Annotated in this window: 20 protein-coding genes; 4 read left to right on the top strand and 16 right to left on the bottom strand. The window is 62.1% G+C overall.

The genetic code is table 11. The features are described 5' to 3' along the window. The first annotated feature begins 37 nt into the window (after positions 1-37). From ACI5GA_RS27165 to ACI5GA_RS27155, 3 genes are read left to right on the top strand one after another with little or no spacing between them, the layout of a single operon-like run. On the top strand, positions 38-3,274 hold the full coding sequence (locus tag ACI5GA_RS27165) for an efflux RND transporter permease subunit (protein ID WP_421425066.1): 3,237 nt from the start codon (positions 38-40) through the stop codon (positions 3,272-3,274). After that, positions 3,264-4,430: an efflux RND transporter periplasmic adaptor subunit gene (locus ACI5GA_RS27160; RefSeq protein WP_421425065.1), complete on the top strand. Its 1,167-nt coding sequence runs from the start codon at positions 3,264-3,266 to the stop codon at positions 4,428-4,430. Before ACI5GA_RS27165 ends, ACI5GA_RS27160 begins: the two co-directional genes overlap by 11 nt. Further along, positions 4,414-5,838 carry an efflux transporter outer membrane subunit gene (locus ACI5GA_RS27155; RefSeq protein ID WP_421425064.1) on the top strand — a complete coding sequence of 475 codons (1,425 nt, stop codon included), beginning with the start codon at positions 4,414-4,416 and terminating at the stop codon, positions 5,836-5,838. The genes ACI5GA_RS27160 and ACI5GA_RS27155 overlap by 17 nt, the downstream gene beginning before the upstream one ends. A 134-nt stretch (positions 5,839-5,972) precedes the next feature. Here ACI5GA_RS27155 and ACI5GA_RS27150 read toward each other — a convergent pair whose 3' ends face one another. The 10 genes from ACI5GA_RS27150 to ACI5GA_RS27105 all read right to left on the bottom strand — a co-directional run bounded on the left by ACI5GA_RS27150 (position 5,973) and on the right by ACI5GA_RS27105 (position 15,380). Then, positions 5,973-6,818, bottom strand: a complete 846-nt coding sequence (locus tag ACI5GA_RS27150) for an amidohydrolase family protein (RefSeq protein ID WP_421425063.1) — start codon at positions 6,816-6,818, stop codon at positions 5,973-5,975. Positions 6,819-6,884: 66 nt separating this feature from the next. After that, positions 6,885-8,174 (bottom strand): MFS transporter, encoded by a 1,290-nt coding sequence (locus ACI5GA_RS27145; RefSeq protein WP_404634693.1) that lies wholly within the window; start codon positions 8,172-8,174, stop codon positions 6,885-6,887. 132 nt (positions 8,175-8,306) lie between these two features. Beyond that, positions 8,307-9,038: a GntR family transcriptional regulator gene (locus ACI5GA_RS27140; protein ID WP_404634691.1), complete on the bottom strand. Its 732-nt coding sequence runs from the start codon at positions 9,036-9,038 to the stop codon at positions 8,307-8,309. A gap of 219 nt (positions 9,039-9,257) precedes the next feature. Further along, positions 9,258-10,544, bottom strand: a complete 1,287-nt coding sequence (locus tag ACI5GA_RS27135; RefSeq protein ID WP_404634689.1) for an MSMEG_0569 family flavin-dependent oxidoreductase — start codon at positions 10,542-10,544, stop codon at positions 9,258-9,260. 173 nt (positions 10,545-10,717) lie between these two features. Further along, positions 10,718-11,038, bottom strand: a complete 321-nt coding sequence (locus tag ACI5GA_RS27130) for an MSMEG_0570 family nitrogen starvation response protein (RefSeq protein WP_404634687.1) — start codon at positions 11,036-11,038, stop codon at positions 10,718-10,720. 1 nt (position 11,039) lies between these two features. Continuing rightward, on the bottom strand, positions 11,040-12,068 hold the full coding sequence (locus ACI5GA_RS27125; RefSeq protein ID WP_404634685.1) for a sll0787 family AIR synthase-like protein: 1,029 nt from the start codon (positions 12,066-12,068) through the stop codon (positions 11,040-11,042). Then, positions 12,061-12,621 (bottom strand): MSMEG_0567/Sll0786 family nitrogen starvation N-acetyltransferase, encoded by a 561-nt coding sequence (locus tag ACI5GA_RS27120; protein ID WP_404634683.1) that lies wholly within the window; start codon positions 12,619-12,621, stop codon positions 12,061-12,063. The genes ACI5GA_RS27125 and ACI5GA_RS27120 overlap by 8 nt, the downstream gene beginning before the upstream one ends. Positions 12,622-12,647: 26 nt before the next feature. Next, entirely contained in the window at positions 12,648-13,730 is a 1,083-nt protein-coding gene (locus tag ACI5GA_RS27115) for an MSMEG_0568 family radical SAM protein (protein WP_404634681.1), read from the bottom strand. Beyond that, positions 13,717-14,694, bottom strand: coding sequence for a Nit6803 family nitrilase (locus ACI5GA_RS27110; RefSeq protein ID WP_404634679.1), 978 nt, complete (start codon positions 14,692-14,694; stop codon positions 13,717-13,719). The genes ACI5GA_RS27115 and ACI5GA_RS27110 overlap by 14 nt, the downstream gene beginning before the upstream one ends. Positions 14,695-14,897: 203 nt before the next feature. Continuing rightward, positions 14,898-15,380, bottom strand: coding sequence for an MSMEG_0572/Sll0783 family nitrogen starvation response protein (locus ACI5GA_RS27105; RefSeq protein ID WP_062387355.1), 483 nt, complete (start codon positions 15,378-15,380; stop codon positions 14,898-14,900). A gap of 239 nt (positions 15,381-15,619) precedes the next feature. Here ACI5GA_RS27105 and ACI5GA_RS27100 point away from each other — a divergent pair, with 239 nt between their 5' ends. Continuing rightward, entirely contained in the window at positions 15,620-17,524 is a 1,905-nt protein-coding gene (locus ACI5GA_RS27100; protein ID WP_421425060.1) for a sigma 54-interacting transcriptional regulator, read from the top strand. A gap of 18 nt (positions 17,525-17,542) precedes the next feature. Here the strand turns inward: ACI5GA_RS27100 and ACI5GA_RS27095 are convergent, their stop codons facing one another. The 6 genes from ACI5GA_RS27095 to ACI5GA_RS27070 all read right to left on the bottom strand — a co-directional run bounded on the left by ACI5GA_RS27095 (position 17,543) and on the right by ACI5GA_RS27070 (position 24,855). Further along, complete coding sequence (locus ACI5GA_RS27095; RefSeq protein ID WP_421425548.1) at positions 17,543-17,833, bottom strand: helix-turn-helix domain-containing protein; 291 nt, start codon at positions 17,831-17,833, stop codon at positions 17,543-17,545. Beyond that, positions 17,833-18,147, bottom strand: a complete 315-nt coding sequence (locus ACI5GA_RS27090; protein ID WP_421425059.1) for a hypothetical protein — start codon at positions 18,145-18,147, stop codon at positions 17,833-17,835. Before ACI5GA_RS27090 ends, ACI5GA_RS27095 begins: the two co-directional genes overlap by 1 nt. A 115-nt stretch (positions 18,148-18,262) precedes the next feature. Then, positions 18,263-20,731, bottom strand: coding sequence for a TonB-dependent siderophore receptor (locus tag ACI5GA_RS27085; protein ID WP_421425058.1), 2,469 nt, complete (start codon positions 20,729-20,731; stop codon positions 18,263-18,265). 108 nt (positions 20,732-20,839) lie between these two features. Next, positions 20,840-21,844: a FecR family protein gene (locus tag ACI5GA_RS27080; RefSeq protein ID WP_421425056.1), complete on the bottom strand. Its 1,005-nt coding sequence runs from the start codon at positions 21,842-21,844 to the stop codon at positions 20,840-20,842. A gap of 49 nt (positions 21,845-21,893) precedes the next feature. Beyond that, a complete protein-coding gene (locus ACI5GA_RS27075) occupies positions 21,894-22,397 on the bottom strand; it encodes a sigma-70 family RNA polymerase sigma factor (protein ID WP_421425055.1) in 504 nt (167 codons plus the stop codon). A gap of 130 nt (positions 22,398-22,527) precedes the next feature. After that, positions 22,528-24,855 carry an FdhF/YdeP family oxidoreductase gene (locus tag ACI5GA_RS27070; RefSeq protein WP_421425054.1) on the bottom strand — a complete coding sequence of 776 codons (2,328 nt, stop codon included), beginning with the start codon at positions 24,853-24,855 and terminating at the stop codon, positions 22,528-22,530. Positions 24,856-24,915 lie beyond the last annotated feature (60 nt).

Here is a 24,915-nt window from a genome sequence, read left to right as displayed (position 1 = left end):
CAAGACTGCCTCTCATTCGAAATAGGAGGCTGTCGGCATGCTCGGGCTGGTCAAGACTGCATTGCTCAAACCATATACGTTCATCGTGTTGGCGATTTTCATCTGTATCGTCGGGCCATTGGCGGCGCTCAAGACGCCCACCGACGTGTTTCCGGACATCGGCATTCCCGTGGTAGCAGTGGTCTGGCAGTACGCCGGGCTGTCACCGGACGCCATGGCCGGGCGTGTGATCTACACCTATGAGCGCTCGCTCAGCACGACGGTCAACGACATCGAGCACATCGAGTCGCAATCGCTGCCCGGCATGGGCATCGTCAAGATCTTCTTTCAGCCCGGTGTCGACATCCGCACCGCCAACGCCCAAGTGACGGCGGTGTCACAAACCGTGCTGAAACAGATGCCCGCCGGGATCACCCCACCGTTGATCCTCAACTACAGCGCCTCGACCGTGCCGATCCTGCAAATGGCCTTCTCCAGCCCGACCCTGTCGGAAGCGCGGATTCGCGACCTGGTGCAAAACAGCATTCGCCTGCCTTTGAGCGCGGTACCGGGCCTGGCCATGCCGACGCCGATGGGCGGCAAGCAGCGCCAAATTACCCTCGACCTTGACCCGCAGGCGCTGGCCGCGAAGGGCCTGTCCGCGCAAGATGTCGGCAACGCGCTGGCGGCGGGCAACCAGATCATCCCGGTGGGCACCGCCAAAATGGGCACCGACGAATACACGGTGCTGCTGAACAACAGCCCGCAGGCCATCGACGAGCTCAATGACCTGCCGATCAAGAACGTCGACGGCGCGCTGATCACCATCGGCCAGGTGGCGCACGTGCGCGACGGCTCGCCGCCGCAGACCAACATCGTGCGGGTCGATGGGCGTCGTGCGGTGCTGATGCCTGCCCTGAAGAACGGCAACATTTCCACCCTGTCGATCGTCGATGACATCCGCAACATGCTGCCGCTGATCAACGAAACCCTGCCGCCGGAGCTTAAAACCTCGCTGCTGGGCGATGCCTCGGTGTTCGTCAAGGAATCCGTGGGCAGCGTGGCGCGGGAAGGCATCATCGCAGCCCTGCTGACCAGCGTGATGATCCTGCTGTTCCTCGGCAGTTGGCGCTCGACGTTGATCATCGCCGCCTCGATTCCGCTGGCAGTGCTGTCAGCGATTGCCCTGCTTGCGCTCACCGGCCAGACGCTTAACGTCATGACCCTCGGCGGGCTGGCGCTGGCGGTGGGGATTCTGGTGGACGACGCCACGGTGACCATCGAGAACATCAACTGGCACCTGGAACAAGGCAAGGTAGTGAAGGACGCGATCATGGACGGTGCGCGGCAAATCGTCGGCCCGGCGTTCGTCTCGCTGCTGTGTATCTGCATCGTTTTCGTGCCGATGTTCATGCTGCAAGGCATCGCCGGTTACCTGTTCCGGCCGATGGCGCTGGCGGTGATCTTCGCCATGGGCAGCTCGTTCCTGCTGTCGCGCACCTTGGTGCCAACGCTGGCGATGTTTCTGCTCAAACCCCACGGCCTGGAAAGCGGCCCCGGCCATCACCCGGAAGACGCCTTCATCAACCACCATGAAGGCGATCAGCATGATCGCCAGCGCAATCCAATCCTGCGCGCGGCGTTGAGTTTCCAACAGGGTTTCGAAAAACGCTTCTCGGCCATTCGCGACGTGTATCACGGGCTGCTGGGGCTGGCGCTGAAACGCCGTAAAGCCTTCCTGCTGGGCTTCCTCGCCTGCGTATTGGCCAGCTTCGCGCTGCTGCCGAGCCTGGGCGAAGACTTCTTCCCGGCCACCGACGCTGGCGCCCTGTCGATGCACGTGCGTCTACCGCTGGGCACACGCATCGAGGAAAGCGCCGCCGCGTTCGACCGCATCGAGCAACGCATCCGCGAGATCATCCCGGCCAATGAACTGGACACGGTGATTGACAACATTGGCATCCCGCTCAGTGGCATCGACATGGCCTACAGCAGCAGCGGCACCGTTGGCCCACAGGATGGCGACATTCAGGTGACGCTCAAAGAAAGCCACGCGCCCACCGCCGATTACGTCAAACGCCTGCGCGAAGCCCTGCCGCAAAGCTTCCCCGGCAGTCAGTTCGCGTTCCTGCCTGCGGACATCAGCAGCCAGATCCTCAACTTCGGCAACCCGGCGCCGCTGGACGTGAAGATTTCCGGCCACGACGATGCCGCCAACCGCGCTTACGCGCTGGAATTGCAGCGCCGTCTGCAACACGTTGCCGGGATCACCGACCTGCGCATTCAGCAGTCCACTGGTTACCCGTCGTTGCAAGTGAACGTCGATCGCCTGCGCGCCAAACAACTGGGCATCACCGAAAAAGACGTGACCACCAGCCTCGGCGCCTCGCTCGCCGGGACTTCGCAAGTGGCGCCGACCTACTGGCTGAACCCGAAAAACGGCGTGTCGTATTCGGTGGTCGCAGCGACCCCGCAATACCGTCTCGACAGCCTGCCGACGCTGGAAGCCCTGCCGATCACCGGCAGCGATGGCCAGTCGCAGATCCTCGGCGGCCTGGCGACCATCAAGCGGGTCGACAGCCCGGCCGTGGTCACGCACTACAACATCCAGCCGACCCTGGACCTGTTCGCCAACGTGCAGGGCCGCGACCTCGGCGGTGTGGCCAGGGACGTGCAAAAGGTCATCGACGGCATGGCCCACTTGCGTCCCAAAGGCGCGGTGATCAGCCTGCACGGCCAGATCGATGCGTTGCACGAAGCCTTCAGCGGCCTGAGCTTCGGCCTGCTCGGCGCCGTGGTGCTGATTTACCTGCTGATCGTGATCAACTTCCAGTCGTGGATCGATCCGTTCGTGATCATCACCGCCCTGCCCGCCGCCCTGGCCGGGATTGTCTGGATGCTGTTCCTCAGTGGCACCTCATTGTCGGTGCCTGCGCTGACCGGCGCGATCCTGTGCATGGGGGTGGCCACCGCCAACTCGATTCTGGTGGTGAGCTTCTGCCGGGAGCGTCTGGCCGAACACGGCGACGCTCTGCTCGCGGCACTGGAAGGCGGCTATACGCGCTTCCGTCCGGTGTGCATGACCGCGTTGGCGATGATCATCGGCATGCTGCCGCTGGCCCTCTCTCAAGAACAAAACGCGCCGCTGGGCCGTGCGGTGATCGGTGGGCTGATTTTCGCCACCACCGCCACCCTGCTGTTCGTGCCAGTCGTGTTCAGCCTCGTGCACCGTCATTCGAAACCTCAAGCTGCCGCCACACGTGCAATGGATGGAGAAACACCCCATGTCGTCTGAAAACACCCCTTCGCGCAAACGCCTGATGCTGACCGGCGTCGGCGGCCTGACCCTGGCGGCGCTGCTGGTCGCCAACGGTCTGGCGGCACGCACCCGTCATAGCCACGACGTCGCGGCCTGGACCGAAAGCCAGTCCGTGCCGGTCGTCACCGTGGTCTCGCCATCACAGAATGCCCAAGGCGATACGTTGCAACTGCCCGCCCGTCTCGACGCCTGGAGCAAGGCATCGATCAACGCCCGGGTCAGCGGCTACCTGAAAGACTGGACTGCGGATATCGGTACACAGGTAAAGGCCGGCCAGGTCCTGGCCCACATCGACAGCCCGGAACTGGACCAGCAACTGGCGCAGACCCGCGCTCATCTGGCCCAGCAACAGGCCAACGCGCGCATCGCCCAGACCACCGCCGAGCGCTGGCAACACCTGCTCGCCACGCACTCGGTGTCACAGCAGGAAGTGGACGAAAAAGTCGCCGCCGCCACTGCGGCGAAGGCGAATGTGCAGGCCGCCGAAGCGGACTATCAGCGCCTGACCGATCTGGCTGCGTACAAGACCATTCGCGCACCGTTCAGCGGCACCATCACCGCGCGCAACACTGACATCGGCCAGTTGATCAAGGCCGACGATGGCGGCGGCACGCCGTTGTTTAGCATGGCCGACACCCATCGTTTGCGGCTCTATGTACCGATTCCGCAGAACTACGCCAGCGTCATTCATCCCGGCATGTCGGTGCAGTTGAGCGTACCCGAGCACGCGGGCCAATCCTACAAAGCCACGCTGCTGGGCGATTCCACGGCAGTCGATCCGCGCTCGGGCACACTGCTGGCACAGTTCGTTGCCGACAATCCCGATGGCGCCCTGCTCCCCGGCGATTACGCCGACGCCACCTTGCCGGTCGCGGCGGGCAGCCACGGTGTGAGCATTCCGGCCAGCGCGCTGATTTTCCGGGCCAAGGGCACGCAGGTCGCAACCATGGACAGCAGCGGTCACGTGCACCTACGTAACATCCACATCGCCATGGATCTGGGCGACCGGTTGGTGATTGATCAAGGCCTGCAAGCGGCGGACAAGGTGATCGACAACCCGCCCGATGCGCTGCGTGAAAACGATCCGGTGCAACTGGCCGATGCCGGAGGTGCCCATGCGCCCAAGGCTTGAAGGTTTGGCGCTCGCGCTGGTCATGGCGGGCGCACTGACGTTGCAAGGCTGCTCGCTGGCGCCAACGTACAAGGTGCCCGCCGTGCCGATGCCTGAGCACTTCAAGGAAGACCCCGGGCCGTGGCATCCGGCGAAACCTGCTGATCAGTTGCAACGCCAATGGTGGAGCGTGCTTCAGGACAAACAGCTCAATGACCTGCAACAGCGCTTGCTTAAGGCCAACCCCGATCTCGCCGCCGCGCTGGCCCACTACGATGCGTCGGTGGCCTACGCCAGCCAGTTGCACGCCGGGCTGTTCCCGCAGATCAACGCCAGTGTCGCGCCGGTGCGCCAGCGCCAGTCGGATCGCAGGCCATTACGCGGCGACACTCAACCGTCGGTGTACAACAGCGACACCGCCGGTTTCAGCCTGAGTTTCGACCCGGACCTGTGGGGGAAGATTCGCAACCAGGTCGCCGCCGGAGAGGCACAGGCCCAAGCCTCGGCAGACGATCTGGCCGTCGCGCGCCTGAGCCTGCAAAAGCAACTGGCGACGCTGTATGTGCAGGCGCGCGGATTGGATGCCCAGAGCCGGATTCTGCAAACCTCGCTGGACGACTACACCCAGGCCCTGCAACTGACCCGCGACCGCTACGAAGGCAAGATCGCCTCGGAACTGGACCTGACCCGTGCCCAGAGCCAACTGGCCGAAGCCCAGGCGCAACTGGACGACGTGAAGGCCCAGAGCAACCTGAGTGAGCATGCCATCGCCGAACTGGTGGGCGTGCTGCCGAGCGATTTCGCTCTCGTCCATGACGCCGAACCCTTGAAGCAGCCGGACATTCCCCAGGCACTGCCCGGCAGTCTGCTGCAACAGCGGCCCGACGTCGCCGCCGCCGAACGTCGCATGTTCGCCGCCAACGCCAACATTGGCGTGGCAAAAGCGGCGTGGTATCCCGATTTCAGCCTGACCGGCCTGCTCGGCGGCCAGACTCAAGGCAGCGGCAACCTGCTGGCGGCGGCCAACCGCTATTGGGCGCTGGGGCCGCTGGTCAACCTGCCGATCTTCGACGGCGGCCGCCGCAGCGCCAACGAGCGTCAAGCCAAGGCCGAGTTCGAAGAAGCCGCCGCGCAATACCACAGTCAGGTGCTCAAAGCCGTGCGTGAAGTGGAAGACAACCTGGGCCAGTTGCGTGACTTGCAGCAGGAATCTCAGGACCAGCAAGCCGCCGTGGAGGCCGCGCAAAGCGCCGAACGCATGGCCACCAGCAGCTATGAAGCGGGTGCTGTGAATTATCTGGACGTGGTGACGGCGCAGACCAATGCGTTGCAGGCGCAGCGGCGGTTGCAGGAAGTCGACACCAGTCGGTTGCAGGCCAGCGTCGGGTTGGCGGTGGCGTTGGGTGGGGGGTGGAAATCCGGCGGTTGAATGAATTGATCAGCCTTGCGGAAGCCGGCTTGCTGGCGAAGGCGGGGGGTCAGTCAATGCAGCGATGTCTGACACACCGCCTTCGCCAGCAAGCCGGCTCCAACGGGCTTTTGCGTTGTTCGAGAGGTTTTATCTCAAGCCTCAACCACCGAAAAATCAAACAGCACCTGCGGCGATTCGATCAGCAGCGAGCGCATCACTTGCGGCGTGCAGCCCAACGCCTGCAACTGCTTGACCACCGATGTATAGGTGATTCGCTGTTCATGCTGGGTGTGCGGCCAGTCGCTGCCCCACACCAGACGCTGCGGCCCGAAGCTTTCGACCAGCAATGGCAACAGGTCACAGGCGAAGTCGAGGTTTTCCTGCTCGCTGCCTTCCAGCCGATAAATGCCCGAGACCTTCGCCCACACCTGACCGCCCAGACCCAGCTCCAGCATCTCGCGCAGGCCCGATTGATCGAGGCCCAGACGCGCATCAGGGCGACCGAAGTGGTCGATAACGATCTTCACGCCAAACGGCATCAGGCCGCGAATCAGGGTCGGGATGTCGGCCACATGGCGATGCAGCTCGACATGCCAATCCAGTTCAGCGATATGCCCGAACAGTACTGTCCATTCAGGCTCGGAAAAATCCGGCAGCGCCTTGCCCATCAGGTTCAGACGAATGCCGACCACGCCCGATCGATCCATCGCGTCCAGCTCGGCGCGGCTGATGTCACGCTCGACCACCACCACACCCCGTAACTGCTGCGGCGCCTGCTTCAACGCGTCGAGCAGGTAGCTGTTGTCGGTGCCGAGGAAGCTCGGCTGCACCAGCACGCCGTGGCTCAAACCGTGGCTTTGCAGGTTGTGCTGATACATCGCCAGGGTGGCGTCGTAATCCGGTGAATAGCGTCGTGCCGATGTCAGATCCAGCTCCCTGCTGAATACGTGTGCGTGGCCGTCGATACCGAGGATCGACGCGGGAAAAGTGTCGGACATGGGACTCATCTGTCGAGAAAAACGCGCGGAAGCCCTGGACTCCGGGGCCGCCGCGCTGGAAAAACATCAGGCGCTGGCGGTCTCGTTGCGCGAGGTCGAGCTCTGCGCCGCCGAGGCGCTGCTTTCGAGGCTGCGACCACGGGTTTCCGGCAGGCACAGGGCAGCGATCACCGCGACGCCGTAGGCAATACCGGCATCGATGCCGATGGCCGAACCGAGGGACATCGACTCGCTCATGTGGCCCACCAGGAACGGGAACACCGAGGACAGCACGCGGCCGAAGTTGTAGCAGAAGCCCACCCCTGCCCCGCGCACGTCAGCCGGGTACAGTTCGTTGAACAACGCACCGAGGCTGGCCGGAATACCGGCGGCGAAGAAACCCAGCGGGAAACCGAGGAACAACATCTGGGTGTTGGTCAGCGGCAGGAACACGTAGCACTGCACGGTGATCACGCAGCACAGGGCGAACAGCACGATGTTCATGCGACGACCAATGCGGTCGATCATGAAACCGCTGGCCACACAGCCACACCAAAAGGCGAAGATGATCACTGCCAGGTAGCCGCCGGAGTTGAGCACCGACAGGTTACGTTCGGTTTTGAGGAAGGTCGGCAGCCAGGTCATGACCGCGTGGTAACCGCCGTGGGCGCCGAGGCCCAGCAGGCCACCGAGCAGAGTCACACGCAGCAGTTCCGGACGGAAGATACCGGCCAGGGATTTGAAGAAGCTCTGCGGGATGGCGTTGTTCTTTTGCAGACGCTGGAAGCTGTCCGGCTCCTCGACGTTACGGCGCACCCAGATGATCAGCAGCGACGGCAACAGCCCCACCAGGAACATCACGCGCCAGGCGATATCGGCAGGCACGAACGAATAAATCAGGGTGAACACACCGACCGCCAGCCCCCAGCCCACGGCCCAGGCGCTCTGCACGGTGCCCATGACCTTGCCGCGGTATTTCGGGTTAATGGTCTCGGCCATCAACACCGCACCGGCCGCCCATTCACCACCGATACCGAAGCCTTGCAGCGCCTTGACGATCAGCAGCGGGTAAAACCCGGTGACGAATGCCGACAGGAAGGTGAACGCGGAGAACCAGAGGATCATCCATTGCAGGGTGCGCACGCGACCGTAGCGGTCCGACAGCGTACCGCCGAGCCAGCCGCCCAGTGCCGAGGTGACCAGCGTCACACCACTGATCAGGCCCGCGTCGCTTTTGCTCAACGCGAAGGCGGCGATCAGCGCCGGGATGGCCAGACCGAACATCTGGACTTCAAGGGCATCCAGCGACCATCCGCCGAAACAGGCCCAGAACGTTTTGCGCTCCTTGGGAGTGACTTGGCGATACCAATTGAACATGCTTCTTGTCCTTATACGTGTGTGCGGCAGTTGTTGTGAGGCCTGCTCTGGTTGGCGGGCTTGGCTGAATCTGTTCTTGCGAATACCGCCGCTCCCACAGGGGATCAGCGGCGGGCGATAAATCGTGTCGAGCTAGCGAATATCCACGCTGTACCGGAAATGGCTGGCATGCCCTCGCGAACGGCGCCATTCCAGCGGCTGCCCGGCGTAATTGCGGGCGAGGCGCTCGATCACCACCACCGGGCTGCCCACCGGCACTTGCAGCAGGCGCGCATGCACGTCGCTGATGGCTTCGGCGGTGAGGGTTTCTTCGGCGTAGGCCACGACCTGACCACACAGCTCTTCATAGATCGGGTACAGCAGCGGGCCCTGTTTGCTCAGATCGGTTTCCAGCAAGGTCTGGAACTGCACCTGCGGCAGCCAGATTTCTTCGGCGAGCACCGGCTGGGCATCGAGCAGACGCAGGCGAATCAGGCGAATCACTGGCGCATCCAGTGGCAGCCCCAAGGCCTGGGAGACAGCGGACGGCGCGCTGACCGGCTCGATGGACAAAATGCGGCTTTCCGGCACCTGACGCTCGCCGGACACGCTTTGAAAACGGAAAAAACGGAACAGCGAAGACTGGAACTGCGGACGGCGAATGAAGGTCCCACGTCCCTGTTGGCGCTCTAAAATGTTCTCGCTGACCAACATGTCGATGGCCTTGCGCACGGTGCCCGTGGACAGGCAATACTCGCTGGACAACGCAGCTTCGGTGGGAATGGCTTCGCCCGGACGCCAACGGTTATTGGCGATCTGTTCGGCCAATTGATCGCGCAAACGTTGATAAAGCGGCAGGCGGACATCGCTGGAGAGTCGGTTCATGTCGGTGCTTCGCTGTTGTAGTTATCTAGTCATCTATATGAATCTGAGCGAAGTATTGTCCCGTTACATTTGATCGTCAAGGGTGAGGAGCGAGGTTGTCTGATGAGCGGTGCCGCCCCTCACCTCTCTGTAGCTCTTGTCCGTAGCAGTCCGGCTTGCCGGCGGTGGCGTCCGTAAGGTCGCTGCCGCCGGCAAGCCGGACTGCTACAGAAACTGGGTTTACCGCATGGCCAATTTCCGTGCCATCGACGCCCCCACAATATGCTCCACCACATATTCCGCATCCCGCGCCACGCCCGAGAAACGCCCCGATCCCCAGGTGTACAGCCACGGCAGGCCCAGAAAGTACAAGCCAGGTTGTGTCGTGACCCCGCGCACATGGCCCGGATGGCCACGACCGTTGAACACCGGCGCATCGACCCAACTGAAATCCGGGGTGAAGCCGATGCACCAGATGATGCTGGTGATGCCCGCCTCAGCCAGATTCAACTCGCCGCGCTCTTGAGTCGGCGTCCAGACAGGCTCATAGCGTTCACCCGCAGGCGCGTCGATGCCCTGCTCGGCGATGTACTTGTCGATAGAGCCGTTGATCCGGTTGTAGACCGCATCGGCGCTGTCGAGGCTGTCGCTCAGGTTGCCAGAGAATTGCAGCACATCGCCCGAAAGCCCCTCCAGACGCCCGAACAACTCCATGCCCTCCAACGCGAATTTGCGCAGATCGATGTCGCGCCCGCCATCGCGCCCGGTGACGTAATGGTTGGTGTTATCCCGCACCCCTTCACGCAGCGGATGGGTATCGACGCCGATCTGGTAGTAGCCCATCTCGGCGAGCCAGTCGACCACGTCCTTGCCACGATAAAAACGGGCACAGCGCGGCGCGTCGCCCACGGCCAGATAGACCTTGCGCCCGGCCAGATGCAGGTCTTCGGCGATCTGCGCACCGGATTGCCCGGAGCCGACCACCAGCACGTTGCCTTGCGGTAGCGCCTGGGGATTGCGGTATTGCTCGGAATGAATCTGGGTGATCCCGGCAGGCAGACGTTCGGCAAGACGCGGAATGATCGGCGTGTGATAACCACCCGAGGCGCAGATCACTTGATCGGCGGTGAAATCGCCCTGGGAAGTATGCACCTCGAAACCACCCACTGCGCGCGGCACCACGCGCTTGACCGACACGCCCTCACGCACCGGGGCATTGACGGCTTTGACGAAGCCTGCGAGGTAGTCGTTGATTTCGTCCTTTTTCATGAAGCCGTGAGGGTCTTGGCCGCCATGCTCTTCGCTGTAGCGATAACCCGGCAATGCGCATTGCCAGTTCGGCGTGACCAGACTGAACGCATCCCAACGCTGGTTGCGCCAAGTGTGGGTGACGCTGTGTTTTTCCAGCACCAGATGGTCGACGCCCTGCTGTTGCAGGTAATGACTGGCCGACAGACCGGCCTGCCCGCCGCCGACGATGATGACGCTGTGGTGCGGGGTTTTGATGGGGGTGATTGAGCTGGGCATGACGAAGTCTCCGGTGGTGCATGCAGATAGATTTCTGTAGCAGCCCGGCTTGCCGGCGGTGGCGGTGTGTCAGCCATACATCAACACCTGATAAGCCGCTGCCGCCGGCAAGCCGGACTGCTACAGGGGGGTTCGCGTTTCAATGTTTGAATCAGTGTCGTGTCGGCGTTGAATCAAAAAGAACTCCACCCGGCCCCGGTCACCCGGCCACCGCCTTCGGTGCGCATACTGAGCACTTCCACCGCCCCCTCCTCCTGAACCTGCGCCTGGCCCTTGAGCATGCCGAGGGTGTCCATCGCCGAGCTGCAGTAGAAGCCTTTGACCTGCTTCACCCGCTCCGAGGCGTTGTTCAATCCGCCTTCCACACGCTGAAGGAAATCAGCCAGCGGGTAACTCGCACCTTCCTGTAAATGCTCATAGATCACGGTCGAGGGCGAGTAGCAGGCGGCCTCTTTGCCGTTGGGCCAGCGAATCCTGAAATTGACGGCGGGCATGTCAGTGCTCCTTGTGTGCGGACAAAGGTGAAAGGTCGAGATGGGAATAGCTGAATCCGGTGAAGGGCTGCGCGTTGAGATCCCAGAAGGTGCGCCGTTGCAGGCCATGTTGAACGCTGAGTTCGGCGCTGTCGGTGACCCGGCCGATGCGCTCGCAGCGCAGGCCTTCAAAGGCGAACGCGGCCTGCACGTTGGGCCAGTCGGCTTCGTCCAGAGTCATGAGGAAGCCGTAGCTGGGGAACACCTGAAGCCAGCGCGAAAGATCGGCGTCTGAGGGGCACGGCAGCTGTTGCAGATCGATGTCGGCGCCACAGCCGGTGGTTTCTAGCAGCATCAACAGGCTGCCCAACACTCCGGCGTTGCTGATGTCTTTGGCCGCGTGCAGCCACTGCGCCTCGGCCAGACGCGGCAGGACCTCCAGCTTGCTGCGCAGACGTTCGGCGGGCACGCCTTCGAAGGCTTTCCAGTAGGCGGTGTCAGCATGCCAATACCCTTCAAGGTCAACGGCCATGGCGATGACCTGGCCCGGTTTGACGTGCAGGGTCGACAGCAGACGGCTTGCCACACCCGTGATCGCCACTGCCAGCGCGGTCGGGTTCTGCGCCGCCAGACTGGTGTGCCCGCCCGCCAGCATCAGGCCGTAGGCATCACAGGCTGCGCGAATCCCGGACAGGATTTCCTGCGCCTGCGCGTCGTCGTGGTGCCAATAGGCGTTGACCACCGCCGTCGCCCGTCCGCCCATGGCGGTGATGTCGCTGACATTGGCCATTACCGCTGACCAGCCTGCGAACCACGGGGCGGCTTTGACGAAGCCGGGCAACATGCCCTCGATGGCCAGCAACTGGAAGTGATCGCCACAGGCAATCGCCGCCGTGTCGTCACCGGGCAAAGCGTAGAGTTCGGCCCGGGTCAGCGGCTTTTCAATCGCGCCAATGACCTTGGCGGGCTGCTGAATCGCCTGTTTGGACCGCATCGCCGGGGTGTTGCGCAGGGTGTCGAGCAGCGCATTCAGATCGATGACATCAGCCATGACGGGCCACCTTCAACGGGCGCAGCGACACTTGGCGGGGCATCAACGGGTAACTCGCCAGATCCGCCTGCATCAAGCAGTGCGGTTGGCCCAATAGCTCCAGTTGGTCGAGGGTTTGCCAGTGCAGGCCATGGAAATAGGCTTCGTTGGGCGCCTGCACGGTGGCACGGAAGGTTTCGCAGCCAAGGTCTTTGGCCCGCGACACCGCTTCGTTGACCAGTGCTTTGCCGATCATGCTGTGACGCCGGTACGCCTGAGCCACGCACAAACGGCCGCCGAACCACAGGCCCGGTTCCGGCTGGTAGATGCGCACGGCGCCCACCACCTGATCGGCCATCCCGCAACTGCCCGCCAGCGCAACAATGGCGATGGCCTGAAAGTCATGGCTGTCCTTGTCCTGGGGCAGCAGGTGTTGCTCATCGGAGAACACCGCGCGGCGCAAGGCAAAGTACGCCTGCTTCTCCCAGTTTTCCGTGGCCGGTTTGACCACCAGGTCACCGGCACGAAAGGGCTCGAAGGTGCTATCGACGAGGGCAAAGGCCAGGTTTTGCATGATCCGTCTCCCGTGAGCCAGAAGGCTCACTCATGATTCTTCAACGCGGAACACGCGCCGCATTTCGCACAGCCCGCATTGATGTTTTCCGAGTGCAACCCGTGGCGGCGCAGGCTGGCACCGATCTGCGGGTAGAGCCGAGCCATCATGGCGCTGTCGGGTTTGGGGTGATGGGCCAGTGGCGTGCCGTCGATGGGCACGAACGGCACCACGAACGGGTACACACCCATGGCACTCAGGCGCTCGCTCATGTCGGTGATCGCCTGTTCGCTGTCGCCCAACCCGGCGAGGATGTAGGTGCTCACCTGCCCCCGACCGAACACCTTGACCGCCGCTTCGAAGGCCTCGAAATAGCGACTCAACGGCACCTCGGCCTTGCCCGGCATGATGCGCTGGCGCACCTCGTCGGTGACCGCCTCCAGGTGCATGCCCAACGAAACGACGCCGCTGTCGGCTAGACGCTGAAACCAGATGTCGTCATCCGGTGGCTCGCATTGGGCCTGAATGGGCAGGTCGACCGCTGCGGTCACCGCCGCCGCTGATTCACACAGAATCGCCGCGCCCCGGTCCGGGGTCTGCGGGGTGCCGGTGGTCATCACCATGTGCTTCACGCCGTCCAGTTCCACAGCTGCCTTCGCCACTTCGGCCAGTTGCTGCGGGCGTTTGCGGGCGATGGTCTTGCCCGCCGCCAGCGACTGACCAATGGCGCAGAACTGGCAAGACGTGCTGCGATCATTGAAACGAATGCAGTGCTGCAACACCGTGGTCGCCAGCACATCGGCGCTGTGCAGCGTGGCGATCTTCCAGTAGGGGATGCCGTCGGCGGTGCTGCGGCTGTAAAAATTCGGCACCCCGGGCATCTTCACCTGACCGACTTGCAGGCCTTCGCGAAAGATCAACGCCAGACTGCCATCGGCGCTGGGTTGCGCCTGATAGGGCGAGCTTTGCGAGGCCTGATTGAGGATTGGCACCATCATGGTCCGACCGCCCACGGTCAGCGCCTTGTGATCCGACGGACCTGCCCCACCCTTGCGCGACAGGCCATTTTGCGCGGCGGGCCAGCGCACGCCGTGGCATTGCAGTTCGGCAAGCAGCTCATTGGTTTGCATGGGTCAACTCCTCACGAACCGGCAGCATCGGGTGTGCGCTGCGCTCATGCAGCGTGGCGGTGGGCGTGCGGTCGATCAGCAGGCTGAGCAATTCGGGGCGGCTGTAATGGCCGACCGAATCCATCATGCGTTTGCGTTTGTCGATGAGTTTCAAATCCAGATCGGCGATGACCCAGCCCTCACCCTTGCGCAGCGGCTCGCCCAGTAACTTGCCTTCCGGCGAGACGATGGCGGTGAAACAGCCACCGGAAATCGGCCCCAGCGCGCAGCCGGTGTCCTGCATGATCTGGCCTTGCTGATCGGCGTCGAGCCAGGCGGTGGCGTTGACCACGAAGCAGCCTGATTCCAGGGCGTGATGGCGAATGGTGACTTCGATCTGTTCAGCGAAAATGTCGCCCACCAGTGAGCCAGGGAACATCGCCACGTGGATCTGTTCGCCGTCGGCCATCAAGGCGTAGCGCGCTAGCGGGTTGTAATGCTCCCAGCAGGCCAACGAGCCGATGCGGCCCACCGCGCTGTCGACGGCGCGCAGGCCCGCCCCGTCGCCCTGCCCCCAGACCATGCGCTCGTGGTAGGTCGGGGTGATCTTGCGGCGGTGTTGGATCAGCGTGCCGTCAGCATCGAACAGCAGTTGCGCGTTGTAGATCGTGCCACCCTCGCGCTCGTTGACGCCGATGGAGGCGACGATGCCCGCTTCACGGCAAGCCTCGCTGATCTGCCGGGTCACATCGGATGGCACGACGACGGATTGCTCCAGCAATTGCAGGTGCTCCTTGCCCATGGCGAACGGCGCCTGAACGAAGGAAAAATAGGGGTAGTACGGCACCACGGTTTCCGGAAAAACCGCAAATTGCACCCCCTCGCGACCCAGATCGAGCAAGGTGCGGCACAGCTTGGCGACGGTGGCTTCGCGGGAATACAGCACGGGGCTGAACTGAACGGCGGCGGCGCGGATGGTGGTCATTTCGGGGTGTCCTGATAGTACGTTGATCGTTGGCACCGGGCGTGCATCGATGTGTCGCCGGACGCGATCGCTGTGGGAGCCGGCTTGCTGGCGAAGGCGGAGTGTCAGGCAATCAAGCAGTGACTGACCCACCGCCTTCGCCAGCAAGCCGGCTCCCACAATGGATATGCGTTAGCCTGCAGGGTCGGGGTTGAACACCTGCCTTACGCCGTCCAGGTATCGATGATCATCGCGCCCTCGCGGCGCATCAGCAGGCGCAGGTCCATCACGTCCAACGGGTTGATCGGGCGGATGCCTTCGATCAGGGCCTTTTCGGTCTGGCCGTACAGCGCCTGAAGAGCGAAGCGGCAGGCATACACCTCACCGCCTTCAGCCATGAACGCCTTAATCTGGTTATTGACGGCCAGATGGCCCGGAAACGCTTCGGCGCCCAGGGTCGGGAAGCCGCGCTGCACACCCAGTTGCACGCCCGGTCCGTAGAGCAGCACTTTGGTCTCGAAGCCCTTGCGCAGCAGGCGCTTGGCCTGAAGCATGTTGACCAGACCGATCGACCCTTCGAACGCGATGGTGTGAAAGGTCAGCAGGGCTTTCTCACCCGGCTCGGCTTTGACGTCCTCGAAGACCTTCTCTTCGTAATTGACCAGGAAGTCGCCGTCTTGATAGTGGTTGATGTCTACGCTTGGCATATCGTCGCTCCGTTCTAGGGTGTGTTCGGTGGTCTGAATCGATCACCGGGTGACGCAAGGACAGGAGCGAACGCCGTGCCAGAAATAAAAACTGTTTTGACTCAAAGCCTAACCTGTTGATTTCGCAGAAGATCATTATCTGATCCGGCTTTTTGGCGACCGTCTGATGCTTTGCGAGCACTACGCATTCCCGTAGAACTACGAATATTCGTACCGATAAACCACGAGATTTCGTAGTCATGAACGAACCGGACTCGCTGATTGGCTGGGCCGACCTGGCCTACTCCTCGCGGCACATGGTGTTCGAGCATTGTGCGGAAGCCATCGCGCTGCTCGACCCGTTCTCCGACCATTTTGGCGACCTCAACATCGCCACCTGCAAGCTGCTCGGCTACCCGCGTCAGGAGTTGCTGGAGTTGCCAGTGAGCAAGCTGTTCGGTCATCAACTGCCGGACCTGATCGTGTTCACTCAAGCGGTCATGGACAAGGGCCGCGGCTGGACCGATGACTTGAGCTGCAACATCAAGACCGGCGAGCGCATCGAGCTGGAAATTTCCGCCACCACCTTGCAGATCAAGGGCGGTCCGCAACTGATTCTGGTGATGCGCGAAGCCAGTCAGCAGAAATACCAGCAAGACCAGGCACACACCGAGCGCACCATGCGTGGCGGGCTGATCGAGTGGCGCAACATCCTCAACCTGTTCCAGGAGTCCGAGCGCGACAATCAGCTGCTGCTCAGCTCGGTGGGCGACGGCATCTACGCCATCGACAGCGAGGGGCTGGCCACCTTCGTCAACCCGGCCGGGGCGCGCATGCTGGGGTGGGAAGTGAAAGACATGATCGGCAAGAACATCCACCGCATTCATCACCATAGCCATGAAGATGGCAGCCACTACCCGGTGGAAGATTGCCCCATCTACAAGGCCGTGCACGACGGTGTGGTGCATGAAGGTCGTCAGGAAGTGTTCTGGCGCCGCGACGGCAGTTTCTTCCCGGTGGAATTCACCAGCACCCCGGTGATTGCCGATGGACGCATTGCGGGCGCGGTGGTGGTGTTTCGCGACATCACCGAACGGCGCAGCACCGAATCCCAACTGCAAACCGCGCTGGACGAACTGAAGGTGCTCAAACAGCGCCTGGAAGACCAGAACGCCTATTTGCAGGAAGAGATTCACATCGAGCACAACTTCCGAGAAATCGTCGGCCAGAGCGCGCCGATCCTGAAAATCATCAAACAGATCGACGTGGTCGCGCCCACCGACGCCAGCGTGTTGATCAACGGTGAGTCCGGCACCGGCAAAGAGCTGATCGCCCGCGCCATTCACCAGGCCAGCCGTCGCAGCGCGCACCCGCTGATTCGGGTCAACTGCGCGGCGATTCCCACTGAACTGTTCGAGAGCGAATTCTTCGGCCACATTCGCGGCGCGTTCACCGGCGCCGTCAGGGATCGCGTCGGACGCTTCGAGCTGGCCGATGGCGGGACGCTGTTTCTCGACGAGATCGGCGAAATCCCGCTGGAGCTGCAAAGCAAATTGCTGAGGGTGTTGCAGGAGGGGCAATTCGAGCGGGTGGGCGAAGAGCGTACGCGCAAGGTGGACGTGCGCATCATCGCCGCGACCAACCGCGATTTGCGGCAGGAAGTCGGGGCCAAACATTTTCGTGAGGACCTGTACTTTCGCCTCAACGTTTTTCCGATCCAGTCCCCCGCCCTGCGCGACCGGCCAATGGACATCGCCCCATTGGCGGCGCACTTTCTCAAACAGGTGGGCAAGCGCCTGAACATGCCGGGGCGGCGACTGCGTAACAGTGACATCGAGCGGCTGCAAAACTATTCATGGCCGGGCAACATTCGGGAATTGCAGAACGTGATCGAGCGCGGGCTGATCACCTCAACCGGCGCGGATTTGAACCTGGATTTGCCCGACGAGCCAAAAACCGCCAATGCCTCATCGGGCAGTTCCTTGCCGGGCGATGGCTTTCTCACCGAATCGCAGATGCACGACCTGGAAAGGAACAACGTGCAGGCGGCGCTCAAGGCCGCCAAAGGCAAGTTGTTTGGCAAAGGCGGCGCGGCGGAGTTGCTGGGCGTGAAGCCGACGACCTTGGCGTCGCGGCTCAAGCGGTTGGGGATTGAGGTGAACTGAAAACACCCACGGTCTGATTCATTGTTTCAAGGCAGCCAACACATGGACTGGATCATTATGGATGGCACGCAACAGCGCTTTGGCGGGCCCCTCAGGCTCTCGACGCCCCTGCTCCCAATTGCGCAACGTGCCTACCGCAACATCAATGGTTTGCGCGAAACGCGCTTGCGACAGGCCCGTGGCTTGCCGGATTTCCTTGACCTTGAGCGCATCGACATGGAATTCGCGAGAGGGCTGACGCTCGCCTCTGACGATCTCGCCCATCTCGGTCATGCTCTCGACCAGACGATTGAACAGTTCCTTCTCCATCATTCCCACCCGTTGTTCAATTCTTTCAAGACCTTGCGCTCGTGCGCGTCCAGATCATCCTTGAGGCCTTTACGGTAGATCAGGATCAGTCGGATCTGAGAAGCGAGCGTGACGTGGTAATAAATCACCCGTACGCCAGAACGCTTACCCTTGTCCTGACTCGACCATCTGATTTTCCGCAGGCCGCCGGTGCCCTGGATGACATCCCCCGCCAATGGATTGCGGGCAAGAAACACCTGAAAAGCGCTGTATTCTTCATCGTTCAATAATGCGTGGAGATCCTGCGTGAAAATCCGTGTCTCGATGAAGATCATTCCCTTCCCTAGTGCGCCAATGGCGCAGTCGATAGCGTAATCACACCCTAGGTCAGTTGCAATCGAAAAAAAAGAGCGCCCGAAGGCGCTCTTGGTTACACGGTATGACGAGGATCTAAAACCCCACACTCGCCTGCACAAAGAACGTCCTTGGCTGGCCCAGGTAAATCCCCGAGTTGTTGTCGCTGGAACGGGTGAAGTACTGGTGATCGAAGACGTTCTTCACCCCCGCACCCAGTTTCAGGTTGGACATCTGTTTGCCGAAGTCATAGGCGCCGCGCAGGTTCCAGGTGACGTAACCGGGAATGTTGCCGTACTGGCCATCGGCAGACGGTTCGGTGATGTAGTTGCCGTTGAAGCTGCCATCGGCGTTGGTGCCGGTGCCCGGTGCGCGTTGTTTGGACTGGGCGTAGCCGTCGATGTTGTAGGTCCAGCGGTCCACTTCATAACGCAGGCCAACCGTCGCCACCTGGCGGGAATAGAACGGCAGATCACGGCCTTTGAAGCCCGGAATATCACCCTCATACGTGGCGCGGGTGTAGGTGAACCCGGCGTTGGCGGTCAGACCGGCCAAACGCGCGTCCAGCGCACTCAGGTCGTAATGCGCCGAGGCCTCGATGCCCTGGTGTTTAGTGGCACCCAGATTGGTCCAGCCCACGTCGTTGCTGATGTATTGCAGTTCGTCGTCGAAGTCGATGTAAAACGCTGTCAGCTCGCCACCCCAGGTGCCGTTGTCATAGCGGGTGCCCAGTTCATAGGTCTTGGCCTTTTCCGGTTGCAGGCCGTTGGCGGTGTCATTGCCGATGCCGCCCTGTGCCACCTGGAAGTATTGAAGGCTGCCGAACGAGGTCTCGTAGTTGGCGAACAGTTTCCACTCGTCCGACAGGTGATACATCACGCTCAGCGCAGGCAACGGCTCGTTGTTGTTGACGCTGCGGTCCTTCTCCTGCACCCGCACGCCGTTGGTGCCCAGCACCGGGCGCTCGTGCCAGTCGGTGCTGATGCGCTCGAAGCGAATGCCCGGCGTGATGGTCCACTTGCCCACGTCGATTTTGTCGTCGATGTAGAACGCCGTGGCTTCGGTGCCGCCGGTACGGTCTTGATAGACATGGCCATCGGAACCCGGAATAGATACCGGCGTGTTGTTGACCAGCCCCAGACGCGACGCCTGTTCGTGCATGGCTTCTTTCAAGTAACGCGCGCCGACGCTGACTTCTTGAGTGGTCGGCCCCAGGTCCAGCACGTGGGACACACGCGGTTCAATGCCAAAGGTGTGGTAACTGCGCGGGAATGAGCCCAGGGTTTTCTGATCGCGGGCGGCGATGTTGCTGCCGCGGAAGCTGTCGGTGTAGTAGGTCAGCACTTCGGCCTGGGTCGATTCGTCGATCTGACGTTTGTACTTGATCGACACGTCCTTGCGGCGCCCGGTGAAGTTGTCGTAATCGCGATCCGACTGGTAAGGGTTGGCGTCGAACTGCTTCTGGGTCAGACCGCCCGGCATGTCCGCCGTGGCGTCGTAGTAGTGGAAGTTCACCGACAGGTCGTCCTGCTCGGTCAGCGCCCAGTGGGTCTTGAGCAGCACGTCGTCGATGTCGTTGTCATTGTTGCTGGAGCGATAGCCGTTGCCATTGACGGTGGAGTACAGCAGTGCGGCGCCAAGACCGTTGTCAGCGGTGCCGCCGATGAACATCGTCTCCATGTTCTTGTAACCACCGTGACGGCTGGTTTCGAGGGTGCTGGACAGGTCGCCCGTGAGTTTTTCCGGGATGGCGCGGGTCACGAAGTTGATCACCCCACCCACGTTCTGTGGCCCGTAACGCACCGAGCCTGCACCGCGCACCACGTCGATGCTGTCCAGGTTGCCCGAGGAAATCGGCGCCATCGACAACTGCGGCTGGCCGTACGGCGCAAATGCGGCGGGCACGCCGTCGATCAAGACAGTGGAGCGTGGCGACAGGCGCGACGTCAGGCCGCGCACGCCGACGTTGAGGGAAATGTCACTGCCACCGGTGCCGTTGGACTCCTGCACCTGCACGCCGGGCACACGGCGCAACACGTCGCCCACATTCTGCGCGCCCTGCTCGACCATCGCCTGACGGCGCACGACTGTCCGCGCACCGGGGTGATTCTGCACCACCGCCTGATCGGCATCGGCGAGCCAGTCGCCCACCACTTTGACTTCCATCGGTGCGATTTCAAGGCTGCCTGGCGTGGCCGACGCACTCACGCCCGCAGGCTTTAGCACCACGGTGTCCGCCGAGATTTCGTAATCCAGTCCGCTGCCCTTGAGCAGTGAGCGCAAGGCCTCTTCCGGCGACAGGTTGCCATCCACCGCCGGAGCCTGCTTGCCCGCGACCAGATCAGGGCTGAAGAACAATTGCAGGGAAGTCTGCTGGCCCAATTGACTCAACGCGGCGCCCAGCGATTGCGCCTGAATGTGAATGGCCGTTGGCGCGCCTTCGGCGTGGGCATGGCTGACGCCCGCACTGACGGCCAGGGCCAGTGCCCAGGGCAACCAGCGGGAGGAAGGCGGCAGCGTCTGGCTGACAGCCAGGGAGAGCGTGTTGAGTCTATTGTTTTTCACGTCGAGTCTTGTCCTGAGGGTTCCAGAATGCGGGCACTGCGTCGCTGTTCTGAATGCTAAGCAATCGCAGTTGGACAAGAAGACGAAGGGCTGACAAAAAACCTGAATCTATTTTGAAAAAATTTCCTGACTGCCATCCGGCAAGGTCCGCACGGCCACCGGCAAGATGCTCGGCAAGGCCCGGAGCAGCGCGTCCGTGTCGTCGGATTTGAACACGCTGGTCAAGCGCAGATTGGCGGTCTTGCCTTCCGCCACGCGCAGCGGCTTTTCACGGTAGCGAGACACTTCCAGCGCCACGTCACGCAGGGACGCGTCGTTGAACACCAGTTTGCCGCCGCGCCAGGCCGTAATGGCAGCGGTGTTCACGGCCGATGCCGGAGTCACCTTGCCGCTGACGTCGATGCTCGACCCCAGCCCGGCTGTCAGGGTGACCAGATTGCCCTGCTCATCCGCCTTGCCCTTGACCTTCACCGTCCCGGATTCCACCGCCACCAGCGTCCGGGTCGGGTCGCAGCGCACGTCGAAGCGGGTGCCGGTGACCGTGACCGAACCGTTGCCGGTCTGCACCACGAACGGCTTGGAGGTGTCGTGCTGGACGCTGAACATGGCTTCGCCTTCGACCAATTCCACTTGTCGACTGGCGTCGTAGAAATGCACGTTGAGGCGCGTGCGCCCGTTGAGGTCGATCACCGAGCCGTCCGGCAGCGCGACCTGGCGGCGCTCGCCCAGCACGGTGGCGAATTCGGCGCTGTATTCAGGGCCGCGCTCAAGGCCGAAGTAAAAACCACCGCCCACCATCATGGCCACCAGACTCGCCGCCACCGCATAACGCAGCAACGTCCGACGGACGGTGAACGGCGGTGCTTTCAACGGCGTCGCGGCGTCAGGTTCAAGCAGCGCCTCAAGGCGCGCCTTGGGCAGAAGGTCCGCGGCGCCCCAGAGGTTCTGGAGCAGACGGAATTCATGGGCGTGCTGGTCATGCTCGGCCAGCCATGTTTCAAAGTCGGCGCGCTGCGCGGCGGGCAGATCACTGTCCCGCGAACGGGCAAACCACAAGGCCGCCTGATCCCGTACAGCTTCGGTGCCACATGAGCATTCACGGTCCGTCGTCATGAAAATTCCTGAGCAGAAAGTGGGCGGGCCTGTTCCCGATAACGAAGCTTCATGGCGCCGAATCATCCAGTCGGTCGCGCAAATGGCGAAGCGTTCGAATCATATACTTTTCCACCATGTTCTTGCTCAACCCCAGGCGCTCGGCAATCTCCAGTTGCGTCAGCCCTTCGAGTTTCTGCCAGACGAACACCTTGCGACAATTGAGCGGCAACTCGGCCAGCGCACGCTCGATGGAATCAGCCAGTTGAACGGCATGCATGAACGCCTCCGGGTCACCCGCGTGGCCGGCTGTGCTGTCGATGGATTCGAGTTCAAGTTCCGCGCGGCGGTCTTCGCGCCGCCAGGTGTCGACGGCAATGTTGCGGGCCGTCTGGTGCAAATACGCCCGTGGCTGCTCGATTTCTGCCCCTCCCGGTGATTCAAGCACCCGCACGAAGGCATCGTGGGTCAGGTCCTCGGCCTGATGACGATTCTTCAGACGGCGGGTCCAGGTGCCCACGAGCTCTTCGTAATGATCAAGAAAGCCTTTGCTTCGCGGCAGCTTGAGCGACATGGGGAATGGGAATGAGGGGGGAAGGAGTCGCGAATAGTAATGATTCTTACTATTTGGCGCAATCTACCATCCCGGCTCAGCCGTCGCCCACATTTCAGGGGACGGCCTTACCGAACGAGTGCCCGCTGCGTCAGGCCACAGCGGAGGTAATCAAACGGCTATCGAGGGTCGCCTTGGCGAACTTGATGGCAATGAACTTCGAGGTGGGCGTGAAGGTACGGTCGCCGTAGCTGTCCAGCGGCACCAGCGGGTTGGTCTCCGGGTAATACGCCGCGGCCTGCCCTTTGGGAATGTCGTAGGCCAGCAGCGTGAAGCCGCTCACCCGACGCTCGCGCCCGTCGTCCCAGAGCGAAATCATGTCGACCTTGTCACCCGGCTCATACCCCAGGCGGCGAATGTCTTCCTCGTTGGCGAACACCACCTCACGCACGCCGTACACCCCGCGATAGCGGTCATCGAGGCCGTACAACGTGGTGTTGTACTGGTCGTGGGAACGCATGGTTTGCAGGATCAGGTCCGGGGTCTCTTTCAGGCTGCGAATCGCGGCGTTGACCAGCTGTTCAGGCAAACGGCTGGGGATGAAGCGCGCTTTCTGCGTAGTGGTTTTCCAGATTCGGTCAGCTGCACTGTTGCCCAGGTGAAAGCCACCCGGATTGAGCAGGCGCTGATTGAAGTTCTTGAAGCCGGGGATCACGTCGGCAATCAGGTTGCGGATACGGCTGTAGTCCTCGATGACCCAATTCCAGTCGATGGGATGATCGCCCAATGTCGCGTGGGCGATGCCCGCGATGATGGCCGGTTCCGAGCGCAGGTGTTTCGATCTCGGGCGCAACTGGCCGTGTGAGATGTGCACCATGCTGAAGGTGTCTTCGACGGTGATGCCCTGCGGGCCGGTGGCCTGCATGTCGATGTCGGTGCGGCCCAGGCACGGCAGGATCAGCGCGTCCTTGCCAGTCACCAGATGGCTGCGGTTGAGTTTGGTGGCGATGTGCACGGTCAGGTCGCAACGGCGCAGCGCGGCGTGGGTGCGTGGCGTGTCCGGTGTCGCTTGCGCGAAGTTGCCACCCAGGCCGATGAAGACCTTCGAGCGGCCGTCTTCCATCGCCTTGATGGCAGTCACGGTGTTGTGGCCTTCTTCCCGAGGCACCTTGAACGCAAAGCGGTTTTCCAATGCATCAAGCAGCGCCTTGGACGGCACCTCGTTGATGCCCATGGTGCGGTCGCCCTGCACGTTGCTGTGGCCGCGCACGGGCGACACCCCTGCCCCCTCACGGCCCATGTTGCCGCGCAGCAGTTGCAGGTTGATCACCTCCTGAATCGTCGGCACCGAATGGGTGTGCTGAGTCAGGCCCATGGCCCAGCACATGATCACGTTCTTCGCCTTGCAGTACATGCGCGCCGCCAGTTCGATGTCGGCCAGCGTCATGCCGGATTGCTCGACGATCTGCTCCCAGGGCGTGGCTTCCACCGCGCTCAGGTATTGCTCAAGCCCGGAGGTGTGTTCGGCGATGAAGGTGCGGTCGAAGACCGCTTCGCCGCCGGTGGCCAGCGCTTCCATTTCCCATTGCAGAACAAATTTGGCCATGCCGCGGATCGCAGCCATGTCGCCACCCAGCGCCGGACGGAAGTACGCGGTGTTGGTGGGTTCAGAGCCGTTGCTGAGCATTTCCAGTGGGTGCTGCGGGTGTTGAAAACGCTCCAGACCGCGCTCTTTCAGCGGGTTGAAAACAATCACCTGAGCGCCGCGCTTGACCGCTTCGCGCAGCGGTTCCAGCATCCGCGGGTGGTTGGTGCCGGGGTTCTGGCCGATGACGAAGATCGCGTCGGCCTTCTCCAGATCGTGAAACACCACGGTGCCCTTGCCCACGCCGATGGATTCGAACATCCCCACCGCGCTGGCCTCATGGCACATGTTCGAGCAGTCGGGGAAGTTGTTGGTGCCGTAGGCGCGGACGAACAACTGATACAGAAACGCGGCTTCGTTGCTGGCCCGGCCCGAGGTGTAGAACTCGGCCTGATCGGGTGAGTCCAGTTGCTTGAGGTGACGGGCGATCAGCGCGAAGGCCTCGTCCCAGCTGGTTTCCACGTAATGATCGGTGGCGGCGTCGTAGCGCATCGGATGGCTCAGGCGGCCTTGGTATTCAAGCCAGTAATCGGTCTGCTCCAGCAGCGCGCTGACGCTGTGTTTCGCGAAGAATGCCGGATCGACATGACGCCCGGTCGCCTCCCAGTTCACTGCCTTGGCGCCGTTCTCGCAGAACTTGACCATGCCGTTTTCCGGCGACTCGCCCCACGCACAACCGGGGCAGTCGAAGCCACCGTTCTGGTTGGTCTTGAGCATCGCGCGAATGTTCTTGAAGGCGTTCTTGCTGCCGACCCAGTTTTTGGTCACGGCAATCAACGCCCCCCAACCGGCGGCAGCGCCTTTGTAGGGCTTGTAACGTTCGACCTGGCTCATCTTGATTCTCCATGGCCACGGACATGTGCTCAACGCAGCCACTTTCAAAGGGATACATCA

Source organism: Pseudomonas sp. Pseu.R1 (assembly GCF_045764065.1).
Lineage (GTDB): Bacteria > Pseudomonadota > Gammaproteobacteria > Pseudomonadales > Pseudomonadaceae > Aquipseudomonas.
The sequence above is the reverse complement of the archived record's forward strand: the minus strand, read 5'-3'. Positions and strand labels throughout refer to the sequence as shown.